Below are 16,031 nucleotides of genomic sequence, written 5' to 3' on the forward strand. Positions count from 1 at the left end.
CAATCCACCACACGACCGGTCTTTACTTTCCTGGCAGCGCGGCGCGCCAGCCGTCCTGCAGCAGTTTCTTTATCTCGGCAAGTTGTGCTGCTTGCTTCTCATCCTTGACCAGATTTGCGTATTCGAACGGATCGCTGTCATGGTCATACAACTCCGCCGTGCCATCTGGCCATTCCGTGTAACGCCAGCGCCCGTCGAACAGCGTTCGGCCCATCCTCGACACATCGAGCTTTTTCGCCACGTCATTGTTGTTGCTGCGGCTGACGACGGTGAACACCGCACGTTTCCAATCGCGGCGCGGATTGTCCAGTAACGGAACGAAGCTTGTGCCTTCGAGGTCGCTCGGAATTTTCAAGCCGCAGAGGTCCGCGAGCGTTGGGTAGAGATCCACGAGTTCCACGAGCTGCGTCGAGACGCCGGATTTTTTCCCCGGCGCGGCGACGATGAGCGGCACGCGCGTCGTCTCCTCGAACAGACACATCTTGTGCCACAGCCCGCCATGCTCGCCGAGATGGTAGCCGTGATCACTGTGGAAGACGACGACCGTCCTGTCCCAGAGTTTCAGACGGTCGAGCGTGTCGAGTAACACGCCGACCTGCGCGTCCATGAAACTGATGCCGGCGTAGTAGGCCGCGATGGTGTCGCCCGGACGCGTCTCCGGAAATTTCTGCGCACCGAGCCGGTACGTAAGCGCGAGATCGGGAATATTTGCCAGATGTTCCAGTGGTCCGTAACGCGGCTTCAACTTGTCCGGCTCGTAGAACGCATAATATTTTTCCGGCGCAATGTATGGCGCGTGCGGACGCCGGAAACCGGCCGCAATGAAAAACGGTTTTCCATCCTTCAAACAATTTTCCAGCAGCTCGACTGCCTTGCGCGCGACAAATCCATCCCAGGTGTCTTCGTCCTTCGCCCGAAGCACGATTCCGATAGGGCCTTGTTTGCGCAGAATCTGTTCGGCGGGTGGGTTCTTCGCCGATTTCTTCTCGCGAATGTCCACGTCCCACGAACGCGGGTCTTCGAACTGGTCGCCGGTGTGAAAGATCTTCCCGACTTTGATGGTACGGTAACCCTGTTGACGAAAATATTCCGGCATGAACACCGCGTCTTTCAGGAATGTTCGGGGCGGAGTCGCGTTGTCCACGATGCGCGTGGTGTCCGGCCGGCAACCGCTGAGGAACGACGTGCGCGAGGCGTTGCAGACCGGATAGTTGCAGTAGCCACGATCAAACCGCACGCCGCGCGCCGCGAGGCGGTCGAGGTTTGGCGACTTCACCACCGGACTCCCGTAACAGCCGAGGTTGTTGTTCAAATCATCGGAAACAATGTAGAGCACGTTCAAGCGCGCCGACGCTTTATCCGCGCCGGCTGCGATGGAAACAGCGAGCAATATTGCTGCGAAGAGGAGTGGCTGCACGGGTTTATGTTCAGTCGCTATGCCGCTCTGGTCAAGTTCGTCGTTGGATCAGGGTCGATTTGGAGGTTTGCGCGCCAACGATGATGCGGATGCCGCTGATGTCGTTGATATGGCGCTGTAGAAAGAATGCAATCGTGGAGGAACACCTTGTAACCAGTTTTGAGCTTTGCACTCGTCGGCGAACCAGGCTTACCTGGCGCGACAGAACTTTTCTGGTTCGATGGTCGCGAGCACATCGCAGACCTCTTTGAGAGCTTCCATTTTTCCGAGCGCCAACGCGGCGGTGCCTTTGTGCAAGTAAGCCTCGACCAGTTTCGGGTCCAGCGCAATAGCCCGGTCGGCATACGCCATCGCCTTGTCATGATGTCCGAGTCTGCCAACCATGGTGGCGAGATTTGACCAGCCAAGTTTATGACCAGGGTTGATCTTCAACGCCTGCTCAAGGCACGCAATACCTTCCGCCGGACGCTGCAGGTTTTCGTAAAGAATCCCCGCGAGATTGTTCCACGCATTGACGTCAGATGGATCGATCGCCAGGGCCTCGCGATAGGCCGTTTCCGCTTTGGCGAATTGATTTGTGCCACTGAAGCCCAGGCCCATGTAATAGAGCGCCTTGTGGTCGTTCGGGTTTTCTTCGTGCCACTTCTGCGCGAAGGTCAACAGTTCATGCCACAACCCTTGCTCGCACATTTGGCGGGCAAGCCGGCAGTGTTCTTCTGCGTTCCGTGCCATGATTTCGTGCCCACGTAATAACAGGCCGCCCGGTCAACCGCAAAATAATTTGTGGAGTTATGACGCTGGTCCTTGTCGCCGTGACCGGAGAGATTCAGCGTTTCAGCAATTCGGCCACATCCACTGCGACGTCGGGGAAGGCTTGTGGTTTGGCTTTGTCGCCCGCGCGCAGGATGGTTTTTGATCCATAGCCCGGGAAGTGCGGTTCGCGATAAACTTCAATTGTTTCATCGTTGAGGTTAACAAGCCACACCTCCGTAATGCCCGCGCGTCCGTAGGCGGGAAGTTTTTCTTCGCGGTCAGTCACCAGCGAAGTGTCAGAAACTTCGATCAGCAAGTACACATGCTCCGGTTGCGGATGGCGCTTCCGGTAAAAGTCGGAGGACGGCTTGAGTAATACCAAGTCCGGCTGCGGTTCGGAATGATCGTCCAAACGCACCGGGTTCTGAACCGCCGTCATCCATCGCCCTTTGGAGGCCGCGGTGAAGCTTTCGATCAGATAATTGGTTACGCCTCCATGAAAAGGGCCAATCGGTGACATATCAATAATTTCTCCATTGAGCAGTTCCACGCGCGCGTCCGGCCTGAGCACGCCGGTTTCCGCCATGCGGTAGTACTCCTTTACGCTGAAACGATGTTTGGTCGGCGCAAGCATGACTTCACTTTAACCAATCATTTCGGCGTCTGCAATCCCATCTTCGCCGCCACCTGCGCAACGTCTTTGTCACCGCGACCGGAGAGGTTCACGATGATGAGCGCGTCCTTGCTCATCTTCGGCGCGTGTTGGATAACCTCGGCAATGGCGTGGGCGGATTCGAGCGCGGGAATAATTCCTTCCAGCCGTGCGAGTTTGAAGAAAGCTTCGAGCGCTTTGTCGTCGGTGGCGTAGGTGTATTCGACGCGCTTTTGATCGCACAACCAGGCGTGTTCCGGGCCGACAGCGGCGTAATCGAGTCCGGCGCTGACGCTGTGGGTGAGTTGAATCTGGCCAAACTCATCCTGCAACAGAAACGAGCGCGTGCCTTGCAAAACGCCAAGCGAGCCGCCTTGAAACCGCGCCGCGTGTTTGTTCGGAATGATGCCTTCGCCCCCCGCCTCGACACCGACCATCTTCACAGACTTGTCTTCGAGAAACGGATAAAAGAGGCCCATTGCGTTCGAGCCGCCTCCGACGCAGGCAACGAGCAAATCGGGCAGGCGCTCCTCCTTTTCCAGAATCTGCCGACGTGCTTCATCGCCGATGACGCGCTGGAAATTCCGCACCATGAGCGGATACGGATGCGCACCATAGACCGTTCCGAGGATGTAGTGCGTCGTCCGCACGTTGGTGACCCAGTCGCGCATGGCTTCGTTGATGGCTTCCTTCAACGTTTTCTGTCCGGCTTCGACCGGCACCACTTCCGCGCCGAGCATTTTCATGCGAAAGACATTCAGCGCCTGCCGTTCGCAATCCACTGCACCCATATAGATAACGCACTTGAATCCGAACATGGCCGCGACGGTGGCTGTGGCGACGCCGTGCTGGCCCGCGCCGGTTTCGGCGATGATGCGCGTCTTGCCCATGCGTTTCGCGAGCAGAATCTGGCCGATGCAGTTGTTGATCTTGTGCGCGCCAGTGTGGAGCAAGTCTTCCCGCTTGAGAAAAATCTTCGCGCCGCCGAGCTCGCGCGTCAATCGCTCGGCGAAGTAAAGTGGCGTGGGGCGGCCACAGAATTCGCGCAAGTAGTAGTTCAATTCGCGCTGAAACTCCGGGTCTTGCTGCGAACGGAAATATTCCTCCTCCAGTTCCTGCAACGGATGCATCAACGTCTCCGGCACAAAACGTCCGCCGTAAGGACCGAAGTGGCCTTGGGCATCGGGCAATGTTTCACTGGTTGCTTTGCTCATGGTTCACAGCGTAACAGCCGGAGGGTCGGGAGTCGAGATCTGCGTGCAGCCGTGGAACCTCTAACCCTCTTGCACGGCCACGAATGTGTAGGCGTTGAGATTGTGAGTCTCGTTGCAACCGATGCGCGAGCGCAGATACGAACCGATATGAAACACCTGAACCGTAAAGCCCTCCTGCGTGAACAGCCCCTTCGTTTTCTCCATGCTCAGCATGTTCCAGTGGTAATCGTCCACCGGCCGCACGACGTGCTCGGGGATTTCATCCATTTGGAAAAACCCGACGCAAATGCCGCGGCGCACGACGCGACAAATCTCTTTCACCGCGCTCTCCAGTCCCGACAGCGAGAGATGTTCGAACAGGTCGTGAACGAAGCAAAAGTCGAAGGATTGGTCGGCTGAATTGATTTCAAAGATGTTGCCGACTTCAAATCGCACCCCTGGGAACATGGCTTGCGCGTTTTGGACGTTTTTCTCACACAGATCAATGCCTGTGTAGTCGATGCACCGCGCAATGCCGCAGGCGACGAGGAAGCGATAGTCGTTCGCCGAGCCACAAGCCGGCTCAAGCACCGAAATGCGTTGCGGTGTTTTGTGCGAGAGGACTTCATTCCAAATGCGAAGAAAAGCGTCGAGAGAGGTGTCGTTGCGCAATGACTCCCTCTCAGGTGCACGGGCGTTCGAAAGAAAATCTTCGATGTAGTTGGGGATTTGGCCCCCACAGGTCGAGGCGGGCAACGAACCGAAAGTCTGCACCACCAAATGCGGAATGTCTGTACCTTCGGCGTTGTCCGCGCCGCGTTTCAGCGCGTAAAGAACCGCGCGCAATTCGTCGCTGTCGCCGGCACGTCGGCGCAGCTTGAGCAGCCAGTTCATGGCCGCGGCAAAACGAAGTTCTTCAGCGAGAACCGCCTGAATTTTCTCTCCGAGCAATGTGCCGAGCAGGAAATGACGAGACAGAATGCTCTGGACGTTGATGCGCGGGTCTTCCACGTCAGCGACCAGGTAGTTTTGCAGGAAGGGCGCCTCGTACTGCGACCACGAGCGGGAAAGTTTCTCTGTCTCTGCTTTGAGCGAATCGTTCATGGAATTCGATCCAGTTTCCTTGAGGCGAATCAGGCTGCTCGCTTGGCGGCGGTGATGAATGCCCGCACCTTGGTGATGTCCTTCTTGCCCGGTGACGCTTCGACGCCACTCGAAACATCCACGCCGTAGGGTTCGACCTGGCGCACAGCATCGCCAACATTTTCAGGAGTCAAACCGCCGGCGAGGAATATCGGCCTTCCGAATTTCTTGGCTTCAATCGCCAGATCCCAGTTGAAACTTTTTCCCGTCCCGCCGGATTTTCCGGCGACGTGACTGTCGAGCAAGAACGCATCCGTTTTGTAACCCGGCAGCGCCCGTAGCGATTCTGCATCGCGAATACGGAAGGCCTTCATGCTCATCAAGCCGAATTGCCGGCAATACTCGGGAGTTTCCTCGCCATGAAACTGGAGGAGGTTCAATCCACAATCCCCGATGGCGCAGAAGACCAGTTCTTCGGGCGCATTCACAAAGACGCCCACCTTGATGATGAACGGCGGCAACTGCCGCGCGATGTCCGCCGCGATCGCCAGAGACACATGGCGCGGGCTGGTTTCCACAAACATCAAACCCAACGCGTCGGCGCCCGCCTCGGCCGCCGCCAGCGCGTCGGGAAGATTCGTAATGCCGCAGATTTTGACTTTTGGGCTCATGTTCTCGTTGCCATCTAGCCTCACTCTTAACCTAAGCGACAGATATTTTCAGGTGATTTCGTGGAGAAAGAGCATTTGCGCCGACTTCAATTTCATTTTATTCTCGTGCGCGCATGACCGGCTCCCGTAGCTCAAATGGATAGAGCAGCGGTTTCCTAAACCGTTGATCCCGGTTCAATTCCGGGCGGGAGTACCAAAACCGGGCAACTTTTTGGGTAGTTTGATCTCGGCGTCTGAGACCGTGAATACGAACGCCGCTTATCCAGTCAATAAGGATGATTAGTTGAATGAAACGTGCCCTTAAACTCCATTAGGAAAAACCTATGAAAACTCCAATTCTCAAAGTCTGGCAGTTGGCGTTGTTGGCTGGTGGTGTCGCCGTTGTGGGCGTTTGTTTGAAAGTTATTGGCCAAACCACCCCGCCAGTGAGCACGCCACAGATCAATGCTGTGGCAAGTGGCTCCGTGTTGGTAGCGTCAACGAATGCGCTCGCGCTGGGCGAAGCCGGGCCAAACGAACTTTTCCCGCCTTCGACCAACAATCCTGCACCGCCCGAATTGAGAATTTCTCCCGATCTGGCCCAAGTCATAAAACTCGCGCAAGCCGGTTTGGGGGAGGATGTGATGATGGCTTACATTACCAACTTCGTCCACGTCTTCGATCTTGGCTCGGACGAAATCATTTATCTGAACGACCTCGGCGTTCCCTCCTCCGTCATCACCGCCATGATCCAGCAGGACACCTCACCCGAAAGCGCTGCCCGCAAACTGGCAGGGAACGAACCCAGCCCACTCCCACCGGGCCTGGCACTGAATTCACCAGCCACTAATGTCTATCCCGCGCAACAAACACCGATTCCGCAGCCAGAAGAACTGCCCATCGAGTCAGCCGTTGAAGCTCCGCTGACGCCGACTTATGCCGGGACTGATTATGCGCCGCAACCCGGGGCTGTCTCTTACTTCTATAACTCACTCGCGCCGTACGGCAATTGGGTCAACGTCAGCGGTTACGGTTTGTGCTGGCAGCCCACCGTCGTCTGTTTGAATCCAACCTGGCAGCCTTACTGCGACCGCGGACGTTGGATTTACAGCGATTGCGGCTGGTACTGGCTCTCGGACTATTCCTGGGGCTGGGCGCCGTTCCACTATGGCCGCTGGGTGTCGCACGCCAACTACGGCTGGGTTTGGTCGCCGGATTGCACCTGGGGACCAGCTTGGGTTTCGTGGCGGTATTCAAACGATTACTGTGGTTGGGCACCGCTGCCGCCCGAGGCCTGTTTTGCGCCCGGAGTCGGCTTCACGTTCCACAATCGCTCGGTGGGATTCGGTTTTGAATTTGGACTGCGCGCCCACCACTATAATTTCATCCCCTTCGATCGCTTTTGTGATTACTCACCTTCCCGCTATCGGGTGTCGCCCGCGCATGTCCAGACGGTCTTCAACCAGACGAAGTTCGTTAACAAAATCAGAATCAAAGGAAACAACAACAACGTCGTCATCAACGAAGGTATCGATCCTGCGCACGTGGCCGCCGTCACCCGCACGGAAATCCGCAAGGTCGCCATCCGCGATACCCCGGCGCCCGCCGGCCGGATCATCAAATTCGATCATCTGGACAGGGAGGGCAGCAAACCGGTGGTCTATCGCCCGCAATTGCCCTCGCCGTCCCCTGCCCGGCCTGCGGCCTCCGGCGGACGCGCCCGTCTTGAGAATCGAGATAGAGCCACAGCTCCGAACAAATCTGTCACAACTCGTCTGGCAATCAGCCGCAGCGACACCACCGTCACCTCCCGCAGCGATTTAGCCGGTTCTTCCCGTGGCAACAGGACGAACCCGCGCGTTGCAACGCCACAGAATCTCGCGGAATTAACTTCGCCGTCGGAAAATCAAAGGCCCCGCGTGTCCGTCACCCGTTCCAGCAACGGCCTGACAATTCGCGGTGAACCGCGCCGCGCGCCGTACACGCCCTCCACAGCCGCTACCGCTGACATTGGCCAAACCGTGAATAACCGATCCCCGAGAGGCGATGAATCGGCGCGGGCGATTGGATCGCGAAATCAATCTCAGGCAGAGCCGGCGCCACGGCAAGCGCAAGCATTTGCGCCTGTGCGGCCCGCGCCGCATCACGCGCCAGAACCAATGCGAGTCGAACGCCAGCAACCACGTTCCTTCCGAGACGGTTCATCCGCGCCACAAGCTGCGCCGGTCAGGCCGCAATTCAATCCGCCGGGGCAAGCGCCTTCCCAACCCGTGTACGCTCAGCCCGCCCGCCCGCAGTTCAACCCGGCTCCGCCTGCGTATTCGCAGCCCAACCAGGTGGAACATCGAAATAACTTCCAAGCCCGGTCGCAGTTTGCCCGGTCAGAGTATTCGCCGCGACCGGCGCAACCGGCGTATTCGCCGCCACCGTCGCAACCGTCATTCGCGCCTGCACCCCAGCACTCGCAACGCCAGGAAGCTCCGCGCGGAAATTCTCAACCCGCATCGCAAAATTCCGATCGAGGGGACCGCAAACGCTGAGTTCCCTTCGGTTACGACTGGTTATGAAGCTACCACAGTTCAACCAAGCGAACCCTTGTCTCCTGATTTCGCCGTTGCTCGTCATTATTTGTTCGTCGGTTCAACTGCACGCTTCAAACCCGACGAATATTTATTCTACCGGTTTTGAAGCTGCCGAGGCTTACAACCGCAACTTCGATCTGGTCGGCCAAAATGGCTGGGTTGGCGCCGGTTCGGGCGGCAATGGACTGGTGACAAATTTCTTTCCGGGCCTCGGGCAACAAGCCTACATCGGTTTCGCCCCGCCCAATCCCGGATATGACATGCTGAACGTCTGGCGTCCGATCAACCTAGTGCCGGACCTTACCAACCGGCCCATCGTCAAATTTTCAGTCATGATGGAGATCGACGACTCCACCAATGGGCAGTACGACGATTTCTATTGGAGCGTTTACAACGCGCAAGGACACCGGTTGTTCACCCTCGACTTCGACAACTTCAACACGCGGATTTATTACGCGCTGGATGATACGAATGGCTTCATCAGCACCGGCAAATTTTTCACGAACAACCGGCCCCATTCACTGGTCATCGCCATGAATTTTACCTCAAACAAGTGGAGCGCCACACTCGACGCCAATCTACTCGTCACGAACAAATCAATCACGAAGGTCGGCGCGTCGCTCAACCTCGGTGATGTGGACGCCGTATGGTTCATTTTTACGCCCGGTGCGCCCGGCAACAATTTCATGCTCTTCGACAACTATCAGATCACCGCGGAATCCCTCCTTCCCACGCCCGTCCGCCTGCAATCCTTGGGCCGCACAGGCGATGGACAATTCATCCTGCGCCTGACTGGCGATGCCGGTTGCAGCTATGTCATTGAAGGCACGACCAATCTGGTCAACTGGAGCGCGCTCAAAACCAACAACGCCACTGATGGCACATTTGATTTTGTGGATTCGGCGGCGACGAATTTCTCACGGCGCTTCTATCGGGCGCGGCAGGTGCCGTGATGGGAGTGTTTCATCGTGATTTGCCTCACCGCTCCCGCGTTTCTGCTTTGCAACGCGTTTCGCTTTGGCAATATCGCCGCATGGGCATCACCCCGCAGCAATTTGAGCAGATGAGAAGCCGCGTCGGCGGTTGGCGGCGCGGCGTGGCGCCGGTTTTGGAATCCAGTTTTCGCCCGACCGCCGCCGCCAACTCCGTCATTCTCGGCATCGACCCTTCGTTACGCGGCACCGGCTACGGCGTGATTCGTCTCTCCAAACCGCATCCCCAAACGCTGGCGCACGGGACCATCGCCTGCCCCGTAAATTGGGAACATTCCCGTTGCCTGGTGAAGATCGCCGAAACATTGCGCGAAGTGCTTCGTCAACATCGCCCCGGCGTGTGCGTGGTGGAGGGACTCTTCTACGCGCAAAACCTGCAAACCGCCCTGATCATGGGCGAGGCGCGCGGCGCCGTGATGGTAGTGGCGGCGGAAGCGGGCCTGGAGATTTACGAAATCGCGCCGCGCAAAGTGAAACAGGCCATCGTCGGTTACGGCGCTGCGCAAAAACTCGCCGTTGCTAAAATGGTGCAGCGCTTGTTGCACCTCTCCACGCCGCCCGCGCCCGACGCCGCCGATGCCCTCGCCCTCGCGCTGGCGCATGCGCAGCAAAACGGGCGCTACACTTTCTCGGCGCCGAAGAAGATTTAATGATCACATTTCTCCACGGCAAACTCGTCGAAGCGCTGCCGACCCAGGTGATCGTCGAAGTCCACGGCGTCGGCTACGAAGCGCTCATCCCGCTGTCGTCCTTCGACAAGCTGCCCGCGCCGGGCGGTGAGGTGAAACTGCTCACGCATCTGGTCGTGCGCGAAGATGCCCACGTCCTCTACGGCTTCATGACTGTAGGCGAGCGCGAATTGTTCCGCATGCTCATCAATACCGTCAGCGGCATCGGCCCGAAAATCGCGCTCAACATTCTGAGCGGCATGAACGCGGTTGCGTTTCGCGGCGCGGTGGCGAAAGGCGACGTCAAATCGCTTTCGCAAATTTCCGGCGTCGGCAAAAAAACCGCCGAGCGCATCGTGGTTGAATTGCGGGACAAGGTCGGCGCCGCGGGCGCGTGGGAAGCCAGCAGCGCGCAACGCGCCCTGTCGCCCGCCGATCAAAAGATCAACGACGCGGTGCTGGCTTTGATTGCGCTTGGCTTCAAGCAAATTGACGCGCATGACGCCGTCCGCGCCGCGCAAAGTTCGCTGGGAGTGGATGCAACCGTCGAAGATCTGGTCCGCGCATGTTTGAAAAAGGGAGCATGACTGTGGTCGAAAAAGCCGCCGTGACGCCAATACGAAAATCCGGAGTTGTCATTCCGAATTCGACGAAATGGCACCAGCGGGTGGCCGCGCGGATGATCTGGGTTCTGCTTCGTGGCCTCGCAGCAACATTGCGCTATCATTGGCAGGATCGCTCCGGTCTTTGTTCCACGCCACCCGTCGGGCAGGCAATTTACTGCATCTGGCACAATCGACTTTCGCTTTCCATGGCGGCTTACCAGGAATACATCCAGCCGCGCACGGAAGCCCGTGGTCTTGCGGCGCTGGTCAGCGCCAGCCGGGACGGAGGAATGCTGGCGGGCGTCCTGGAATGTTTTGGCGTGCAACCGGTGCGCGGCTCCTCCAGCCGTCGCGGGCCACAGGCATTGCTTGAATTGACCTCGTGGGCGGAGCGCGGCTACGACCTCGCGATTACTCCCGACGGTCCGCGCGGGCCGCGTTACATCGTCCAGGAGGGCGTGATGTCCCTGGCCCAACTTACCGGCCTGCCCATCGTGCCGTTTTCTTTTTGCGCGCACCGGAAAATCCAGATGAAAAGCTGGGATCGTTTTCAGATTCCACTGCCCTTTTCGCGTTGTGAGATGATCCTGGAAAAACCAGTTTGCGTTCCACGCAACGCCACGAGTGAAGAACGCGCGGCGTTGCGTCAACAACTTCAGCAGGCGTTGGCGGACATTACGAGAGATTGAGTGGCCTCACTCCTTCGGTTTGAAGAGCGGTCGATACTGTTCGGCACGGCGAACCACTGCACGAACGTATTTGCGCGTCCCGCCAAAATCAATCGCTTCGACGAATATCGCGCTGTTGGTAGCGGCTGACGCTTTGTTCCAGCGCAGAACATTGCTCCGACCCGCGTTGTAATCGGCCAGCGCGTAGTGCAGCGGGTTGTCCGTCCGTTCGTAACGTTTCAACAGTTTCCGCAGATACCAGGCGCCGGCGAGCGTGTTGGTGCCGGGATCGAGCAGATGTGCGGTCGAAAACGCATTGAGTCTTTCCGCCTGTGCCCACTCCTTCGCCGCCGTCTCGCGCACCTGCATCAGTCCGAATTCTCCCGCCTTGCCGTGGGCCTTCGGATTGAATCGGCTTTCGCGCCACACAACCGCTTTGACCAGCGCCGGTTCAACCCCGTAACGGCGCGCCGCGGCCAGAATCACCGCGTCCTGACTGTGGTCGCGCCAGTCGTACCAGCGCCAATAGCCGATGCCTCCGACAACGAGGATGAAGGCAAACGCCAAACCGAGCCAGCGGAATTTCACGGCGCAGTTTTAACGGGAAATTAAAAATTAAAAATGTAAAATTAACACTTTCGGCAGGTGGCATGGAGGTTTTCCTTTTTAATTTTGAATTTCTAACTTTGAATTGCCGAAATGATCGCCCGCGTCACACTCGAAATTGCGCTGCGCAAGGAGTTCGATTATCTCATCCCGCCCGAACTGGCGGCGCAGATCGACGTGGGCAGTCGCGTCCAGGTGCCGTTCGGGCCGCGCAAGGTGATGGGATGCGTCACCACGCTCGTCGAGGAATCAACGCACACGAACTTGCGTTCCATTTTGAAAGTGGTCGGTCGGCAAACGCTGGTTACGCCCCAGGTTCTGCGATTGGCAAGATGGATCGCCGATTACTATTGCTGCCCGCCGGAAATCGCGCTGAAAAGTGTTTTGCCAGAAGCTGTCCGCAAAGAAAAGGAAGGCTGGCGACAACAGTTGTTCGTGCGCGTTCTGCCCTTCACCGGCGACCTGCCCAAGTTGGCCAAGCGACAGCAGGAAGTCTGGAACATCATCGAGGAACGCCGCGAAATGCCCCTGCAGGAACTGCTTGAACTTGCGGAAACAACCGCCGGCACCGTGCGTCGGCTGGAGGACAAAGGACTCCTCGCCATCACAACAGAGATTTCCGAACGCGATCCCTATGCCCGCGAACACATTTTGCCGACGCAATCGCTCGTGTTGAATCAGGAGCAAGCGAAGGCGCTTGTGATGATCACAAAGGTCATGGACCAGGAAAAGGGGAAAGGGGGAAAGGGAGAAAAGGAGAAGCCGAGTTGCGATGCTCAACTGTTGCAGGTCACCTCTGCTCCTCGTCCCCTTTTCTCCTCCACCTTTCTGTTGCACGGCGTCACCGGCAGCGGGAAGACGGAAGTTTATCTGCAAGCCATCGCGCACGCGCTCGAGCAAGGCAAAGGCGCCATTGTCCTCGTGCCGGAAATTTCGCTCACGCCCCAGACCGTCGAACGTTTCAAGGCGCGCTTCAGTTCCGGTCGATTGCAAACGTTGGTTGCCGTGTTGCACAGCCATTTATCCGCAGGGGAACGTCATGATGAGTGGCACAAGATTCGTCAGGGTCGCGCGCGCATCGTCATCGGCGCGCGGTCGGCGATTTTTGCGCCCGTCGATCCGCTTGGCTTGATCATCGTGGATGAGGAACACGAGCACAGTTACAAACAAGAGGAAGCCCCGCGTTATCACGCCCGCGATGTCGCCATCGTGCGCGGCCAGATGGAAGGCGCGACCGTGGTGCTTGGCTCGGCGACACCATCGCTCGAAAGTTTTTACAACGTCAAAAAGGGCAAATACACGTTGCTTGAGTTGTTGGAGCGCGCGGACAATAAAAAAATGCCGCTCGTGCGGGTCATCGACATGCGCCAGACCGCCCGTAAGGAAAAGGGCACGCCCATCTTTTCGCCACAACTCAAGGAAGCCATCACGCAACGACTGGAGCGCAAGGAGCAGACAATTTTATTCCTGAACCGACGCGGCTTTGCCACCTCGTTGCAATGCCCGCTGTGCGGTTACGTGGCGGAATGCCCCAATTGCAGCGTGTCGCTCACCTACCATCGCCGCATCCAGAAGCTTTGCTGCCACATTTGCGGCCACGACGCGCCGGTGCCGGCTGTTTGTCCCAACCAGAAATGTCGCAACCCGGCCATCCGTTATGCCGGGTTGGGCACGGAGAAAGTCGAACACACGCTGACGAAATTATTTCCCCACGCCCGCGTTCAGCGGATGGATTCCGACATCATGAAGCGGAAGGAGGACTACCGCCGCACGCTCGGTGATTTCCGCACCGGCAAGATCGATATTCTGGTCGGCACGCAAATGATCGCCAAGGGACTGCATTTTCCCAACGTCACGCTCGTCGGCATCATTTACGCCGACTTGAGTCTGCATCAGCCTGACTTCCGGGCGGGCGAACGAACGTTCCAATTACTCACTCAGGTTGCCGGTCGCGCGGGTCGCGGCGATGTCGAGGGCGAGGTTTTTGTGCAGGCGTTCACGCCATTTCATCCGGCCATTCAGTACGCGCGGCGACATGACTTCGCTGGTTTCTACGAGCAGGAGATTGAATTCCGCGAACAATTGAAATATCCACCTGTGAGCCGCATTGCGTTGCTGACGTTGAAGGGACGCAATGAAGAGAAGGTGAAATTCTCCGCCGACCATTTGAGACGCGAGTTGGAAAAACTTCTGGGGAGCGCGGCCGCTTCGGCTGCGGCGGTTGACGCCTCGTCAACCGCTCGGGCTGACGACGAGGCGTTGTCAGCGACACGCGAGGGCGCGTATGCTCCCCGAACCAATCCGATTCGCGATTTAATTCTGCTTGGTCCCACGCCCGCGCCACTGGCGCGTGCCGAAACCTATTATCGTTATCAAATCATGCTGCGCACCCGCCAGATGACGAAGCTCAGTCAACACCTGGCGAAGTTGATGGAGTCGCTGGCGTTGCCGGAGGACATCTCGCTGACAGTGGACATTGATCCAGTGAATCTGGCTTGAGGTGACGAGCTTCCGTTCTGAACCGTAACGGCTCAGACCCATCGGGAAAAATGTTGCTCCCTTCCATGTAAATGTAGGATACAAGGCAGGCATGACCACCGGCGCGACCACTTCTGAATCTCAAGCCCGATCGAACCCGGGTTGTTGGACGAGTGCCGTTTCCATCGCCATTTACTTCGCGCTGACCGATCTGCTGATTCATTTCCTGACGAACGGTCAATACGGCTATTTCCGGGATGAACTCTACTACCTTGCCTGCGGCGAACACCTGGATTGGGGATATGCCGATTGCGCTCCGTTGATCGCGCTGGTGGCCAAGTTGAGTCGCACGGTCCTCGGCGACTCGCTCTTTGCCATTCGGTTTTTTCCGGCGGTCGCGGGCGCGGTGACGATTCTGCTAACGGGGTTGATGACAATTGAACTCGGCGGGAAACGTTTCGCCGTCACGCTTGCGTGTCTTTGTGTGTTGATTGCTCCAGGCTATCTCATTTTCGACACGCTGCTGACGATGAACGCCTTCGAGGCGGTCTTTTGGATGGGCTGCGCGTACTTGGTCATCCTGGCCATCAAACGCAAAGACCCACGCTATTGGATCGGTTTTGGCCTGCTGGCAGGGCTTGGCCTCCAGAACAAACATTCCATGCTCTTTTTCGGCTTCGGCGTTGTGACGGGTCTTCTGCTCACACGAGAGCGCCGCTGCTTCGCCAACAAATGGATTTGGCTCGCTGGTGCGCTGGCTCTCGCCATCTTTCTGCCGAACCTGATTTGGGAGTATCGACATCAGTGGGCGACACTCGAATTGCTGAACAATGTGCAAAAGACCGGCAAGAACGTGGTGCTTTCGCCGCTCCAATTCATCGCCCAGCAAATCTTCATCCTGCTGCCACTCACGGCGCCGGTGTGGCTGGCCGGGCTTTGGTTTTTCTTCTTCGACGCCGAAGGGAAACGCTTTCGCCTGCTGGGCATAACTTACGTGGTCGTGCTCGCGCTCATGATCACACTGAAGGGCAAGAATTATTACCTGCTGCCGGTCTATCCGATGTTGTTCGCCGCCGGCGCCGCTGTTTGTGAGAAACTGCTGCAAGCCCGGCGCGCCCTCAGTTGGTTGAAGGTCGCCTACCCTGTGGTTCTTGTGGCCGCCGGCGTGGTGAGCGCGCCGCTGGTTCTGCCCATCTTGCCCGTAGAAACGTTCCTGCGCTATCAAAGTGCTTTGGGCCTCAAGCTACCTAAAGCGGAGGTTGGGCACATTGGCCCGCTGCCGCAACACTTCGGCGACATGTTCGGATGGCCCGAGCTGGTTGAAACTGTGGCGAGGGTCTATCACAGTCTGCCGCCCGAGGAGCGCGCCAAGGCCGCCATCTTCGCCAGCAGCTACGGTGATGCCGGCGCCATCGATTTGTTCGGACCGCGCTACGGCCTGCCCAAAGCCATCTGTCCCCACCAAAATTACTTTTTCTGGGGACCGCGCGACTATACGGGTGAAGTGGTAATTGTTCTTCAAGGCAACCGCGAAAAGGCGAGGCAGAATTTCGCCAGCGTGGAAGAAGCGGCGACCATGCACCACCCGTATGCAATGGCGGAGGAGCACTATACCATTCTCATTTGCCGGGGATTGAAGCAGCCATTGCCCCAAGTGTGGCCGAGCCTGAAGCACTGGAATTAA

The 16,031-nt window shown here is 57.7% G+C and carries 14 protein-coding genes and 1 tRNA gene; 8 read left to right on the forward strand and 7 right to left on the reverse strand.

Features of this window, described 5'->3' with window-relative positions; all coding sequences use genetic code 11:
- Positions 1 to 22: 22 nt before the first annotated feature.
- The 6 genes from HY298_14210 to HY298_14235 form a co-directional block, all read right to left on the reverse strand.
- Positions 23 to 1,417, reverse strand: a complete 1,395-nt coding sequence (locus HY298_14210) for a sulfatase (protein MBI3851411.1) — start codon at positions 1,415 to 1,417, stop codon at positions 23 to 25.
- Between the two features lie 189 nt (positions 1,418 to 1,606).
- Positions 1,607 to 2,149 (reverse strand): tetratricopeptide repeat protein, encoded by a 543-nt coding sequence (locus HY298_14215; GenBank protein ID MBI3851412.1) that lies wholly within the window; start codon positions 2,147 to 2,149, stop codon positions 1,607 to 1,609.
- A 94-nt stretch (positions 2,150 to 2,243) separates the two neighbouring features.
- On the reverse strand, positions 2,244 to 2,804 hold the full coding sequence (locus HY298_14220) for a Uma2 family endonuclease (protein MBI3851413.1): 561 nt from the start codon (positions 2,802 to 2,804) through the stop codon (positions 2,244 to 2,246).
- Positions 2,805 to 2,821: 17 nt separating this feature from the next.
- Complete coding sequence (gene trpB, locus HY298_14225) at positions 2,822 to 4,036, reverse strand: tryptophan synthase subunit beta (protein MBI3851414.1); 1,215 nt, start codon at positions 4,034 to 4,036, stop codon at positions 2,822 to 2,824.
- A 60-nt stretch (positions 4,037 to 4,096) separates the two neighbouring features.
- Entirely contained in the window at positions 4,097 to 5,119 is a 1,023-nt protein-coding gene (locus tag HY298_14230; GenBank protein MBI3851415.1) for a class I SAM-dependent methyltransferase, read from the reverse strand.
- 29 nt (positions 5,120 to 5,148) lie between these two features.
- A complete protein-coding gene (locus HY298_14235) occupies positions 5,149 to 5,769 on the reverse strand; it encodes a phosphoribosylanthranilate isomerase (protein MBI3851416.1) in 621 nt (206 codons plus the stop codon).
- 120 nt (positions 5,770 to 5,889) lie between these two features.
- On the opposite strand from HY298_14235, the gene HY298_14240 reads away from it, so the two are divergent.
- From HY298_14240 to HY298_14265, 6 genes are all read left to right on the forward strand, one after another.
- Positions 5,890 to 5,965: transfer RNA gene (locus HY298_14240), tRNA-Arg, on the forward strand.
- Positions 5,966 to 6,092: 127 nt separating this feature from the next.
- Positions 6,093 to 8,288 carry a hypothetical protein gene (locus tag HY298_14245; GenBank protein MBI3851417.1) on the forward strand — a complete coding sequence of 732 codons (2,196 nt, stop codon included), beginning with the start codon at positions 6,093 to 6,095 and terminating at the stop codon, positions 8,286 to 8,288.
- A 23-nt stretch (positions 8,289 to 8,311) separates the two neighbouring features.
- Positions 8,312 to 9,283: a hypothetical protein gene (locus HY298_14250; protein MBI3851418.1), complete on the forward strand. Its 972-nt coding sequence runs from the start codon at positions 8,312 to 8,314 to the stop codon at positions 9,281 to 9,283.
- On the forward strand, positions 9,283 to 9,972 hold the full coding sequence (gene ruvC, locus HY298_14255; GenBank protein ID MBI3851419.1) for a crossover junction endodeoxyribonuclease RuvC: 690 nt from the start codon (positions 9,283 to 9,285) through the stop codon (positions 9,970 to 9,972). The genes HY298_14250 and ruvC overlap by 1 nt, the downstream gene beginning before the upstream one ends.
- Complete coding sequence (gene ruvA, locus HY298_14260) at positions 9,972 to 10,577, forward strand: Holliday junction branch migration protein RuvA (GenBank protein MBI3851420.1); 606 nt, start codon at positions 9,972 to 9,974, stop codon at positions 10,575 to 10,577. Before ruvC ends, ruvA begins: the two co-directional genes overlap by 1 nt.
- Positions 10,574 to 11,284, forward strand: coding sequence for a lysophospholipid acyltransferase family protein (locus HY298_14265; GenBank protein ID MBI3851421.1), 711 nt, complete (start codon positions 10,574 to 10,576; stop codon positions 11,282 to 11,284). Before ruvA ends, HY298_14265 begins: the two co-directional genes overlap by 4 nt.
- Positions 11,285 to 11,290: 6 nt before the next feature.
- On the opposite strand, the gene HY298_14270 is transcribed toward HY298_14265, so the two are convergent.
- Positions 11,291 to 11,851 (reverse strand): lytic transglycosylase domain-containing protein, encoded by a 561-nt coding sequence (locus tag HY298_14270; GenBank protein ID MBI3851422.1) that lies wholly within the window; start codon positions 11,849 to 11,851, stop codon positions 11,291 to 11,293.
- A 111-nt stretch (positions 11,852 to 11,962) separates the two neighbouring features.
- Between HY298_14270 and priA the strand changes: the two genes are divergently transcribed.
- Together priA and HY298_14280 are read left to right on the forward strand one after the other, a co-directional pair.
- Positions 11,963 to 14,368, forward strand: a complete 2,406-nt coding sequence (priA, locus tag HY298_14275) for a primosomal protein N' (GenBank protein MBI3851423.1) — start codon at positions 11,963 to 11,965, stop codon at positions 14,366 to 14,368.
- 91 nt (positions 14,369 to 14,459) lie between these two features.
- Positions 14,460 to 16,031, forward strand: coding sequence for a glycosyltransferase family 39 protein (locus HY298_14280; protein ID MBI3851424.1), 1,572 nt, complete (start codon positions 14,460 to 14,462; stop codon positions 16,029 to 16,031).

Source organism: Verrucomicrobiota bacterium (assembly GCA_016200005.1).
Classification (GTDB): Bacteria; Verrucomicrobiota; Verrucomicrobiia; order Limisphaerales; family PALSA-1396; genus PALSA-1396.

Coding starts and splice junctions, on each gene's coding strand:
- HY298_14215 (MBI3851412.1), bottom strand. CDS start 2,149: ATGGCACGGAACGCAGAAGAACACTGCCGGCTTGCCCGCCAAATGTGC.
- HY298_14220 (MBI3851413.1), bottom strand. CDS start 2,804: ATGCTTGCGCCGACCAAACATCGTTTCAGCGTAAAGGAGTACTACCGC.
- trpB (MBI3851414.1), bottom strand. CDS start 4,036: ATGAGCAAAGCAACCAGTGAAACATTGCCCGATGCCCAAGGCCACTTC.
- HY298_14230 (MBI3851415.1), bottom strand. CDS start 5,119: ATGAACGATTCGCTCAAAGCAGAGACAGAGAAACTTTCCCGCTCGTGG.
- HY298_14235 (MBI3851416.1), bottom strand. CDS start 5,769: ATGAGCCCAAAAGTCAAAATCTGCGGCATTACGAATCTTCCCGACGCG.
- HY298_14245 (MBI3851417.1), top strand. CDS start 6,093: ATGAAAACTCCAATTCTCAAAGTCTGGCAGTTGGCGTTGTTGGCTGGT.
- HY298_14250 (MBI3851418.1), top strand. CDS start 8,312: ATGAAGCTACCACAGTTCAACCAAGCGAACCCTTGTCTCCTGATTTCG.
- ruvC (MBI3851419.1), top strand. CDS start 9,283: ATGGGAGTGTTTCATCGTGATTTGCCTCACCGCTCCCGCGTTTCTGCT.
- ruvA (MBI3851420.1), top strand. CDS start 9,972: ATGATCACATTTCTCCACGGCAAACTCGTCGAAGCGCTGCCGACCCAG.
- HY298_14265 (MBI3851421.1), top strand. CDS start 10,574: ATGACTGTGGTCGAAAAAGCCGCCGTGACGCCAATACGAAAATCCGGA.
- priA (MBI3851423.1), top strand. CDS start 11,963: ATGATCGCCCGCGTCACACTCGAAATTGCGCTGCGCAAGGAGTTCGAT.
- HY298_14280 (MBI3851424.1), top strand. CDS start 14,460: ATGACCACCGGCGCGACCACTTCTGAATCTCAAGCCCGATCGAACCCG.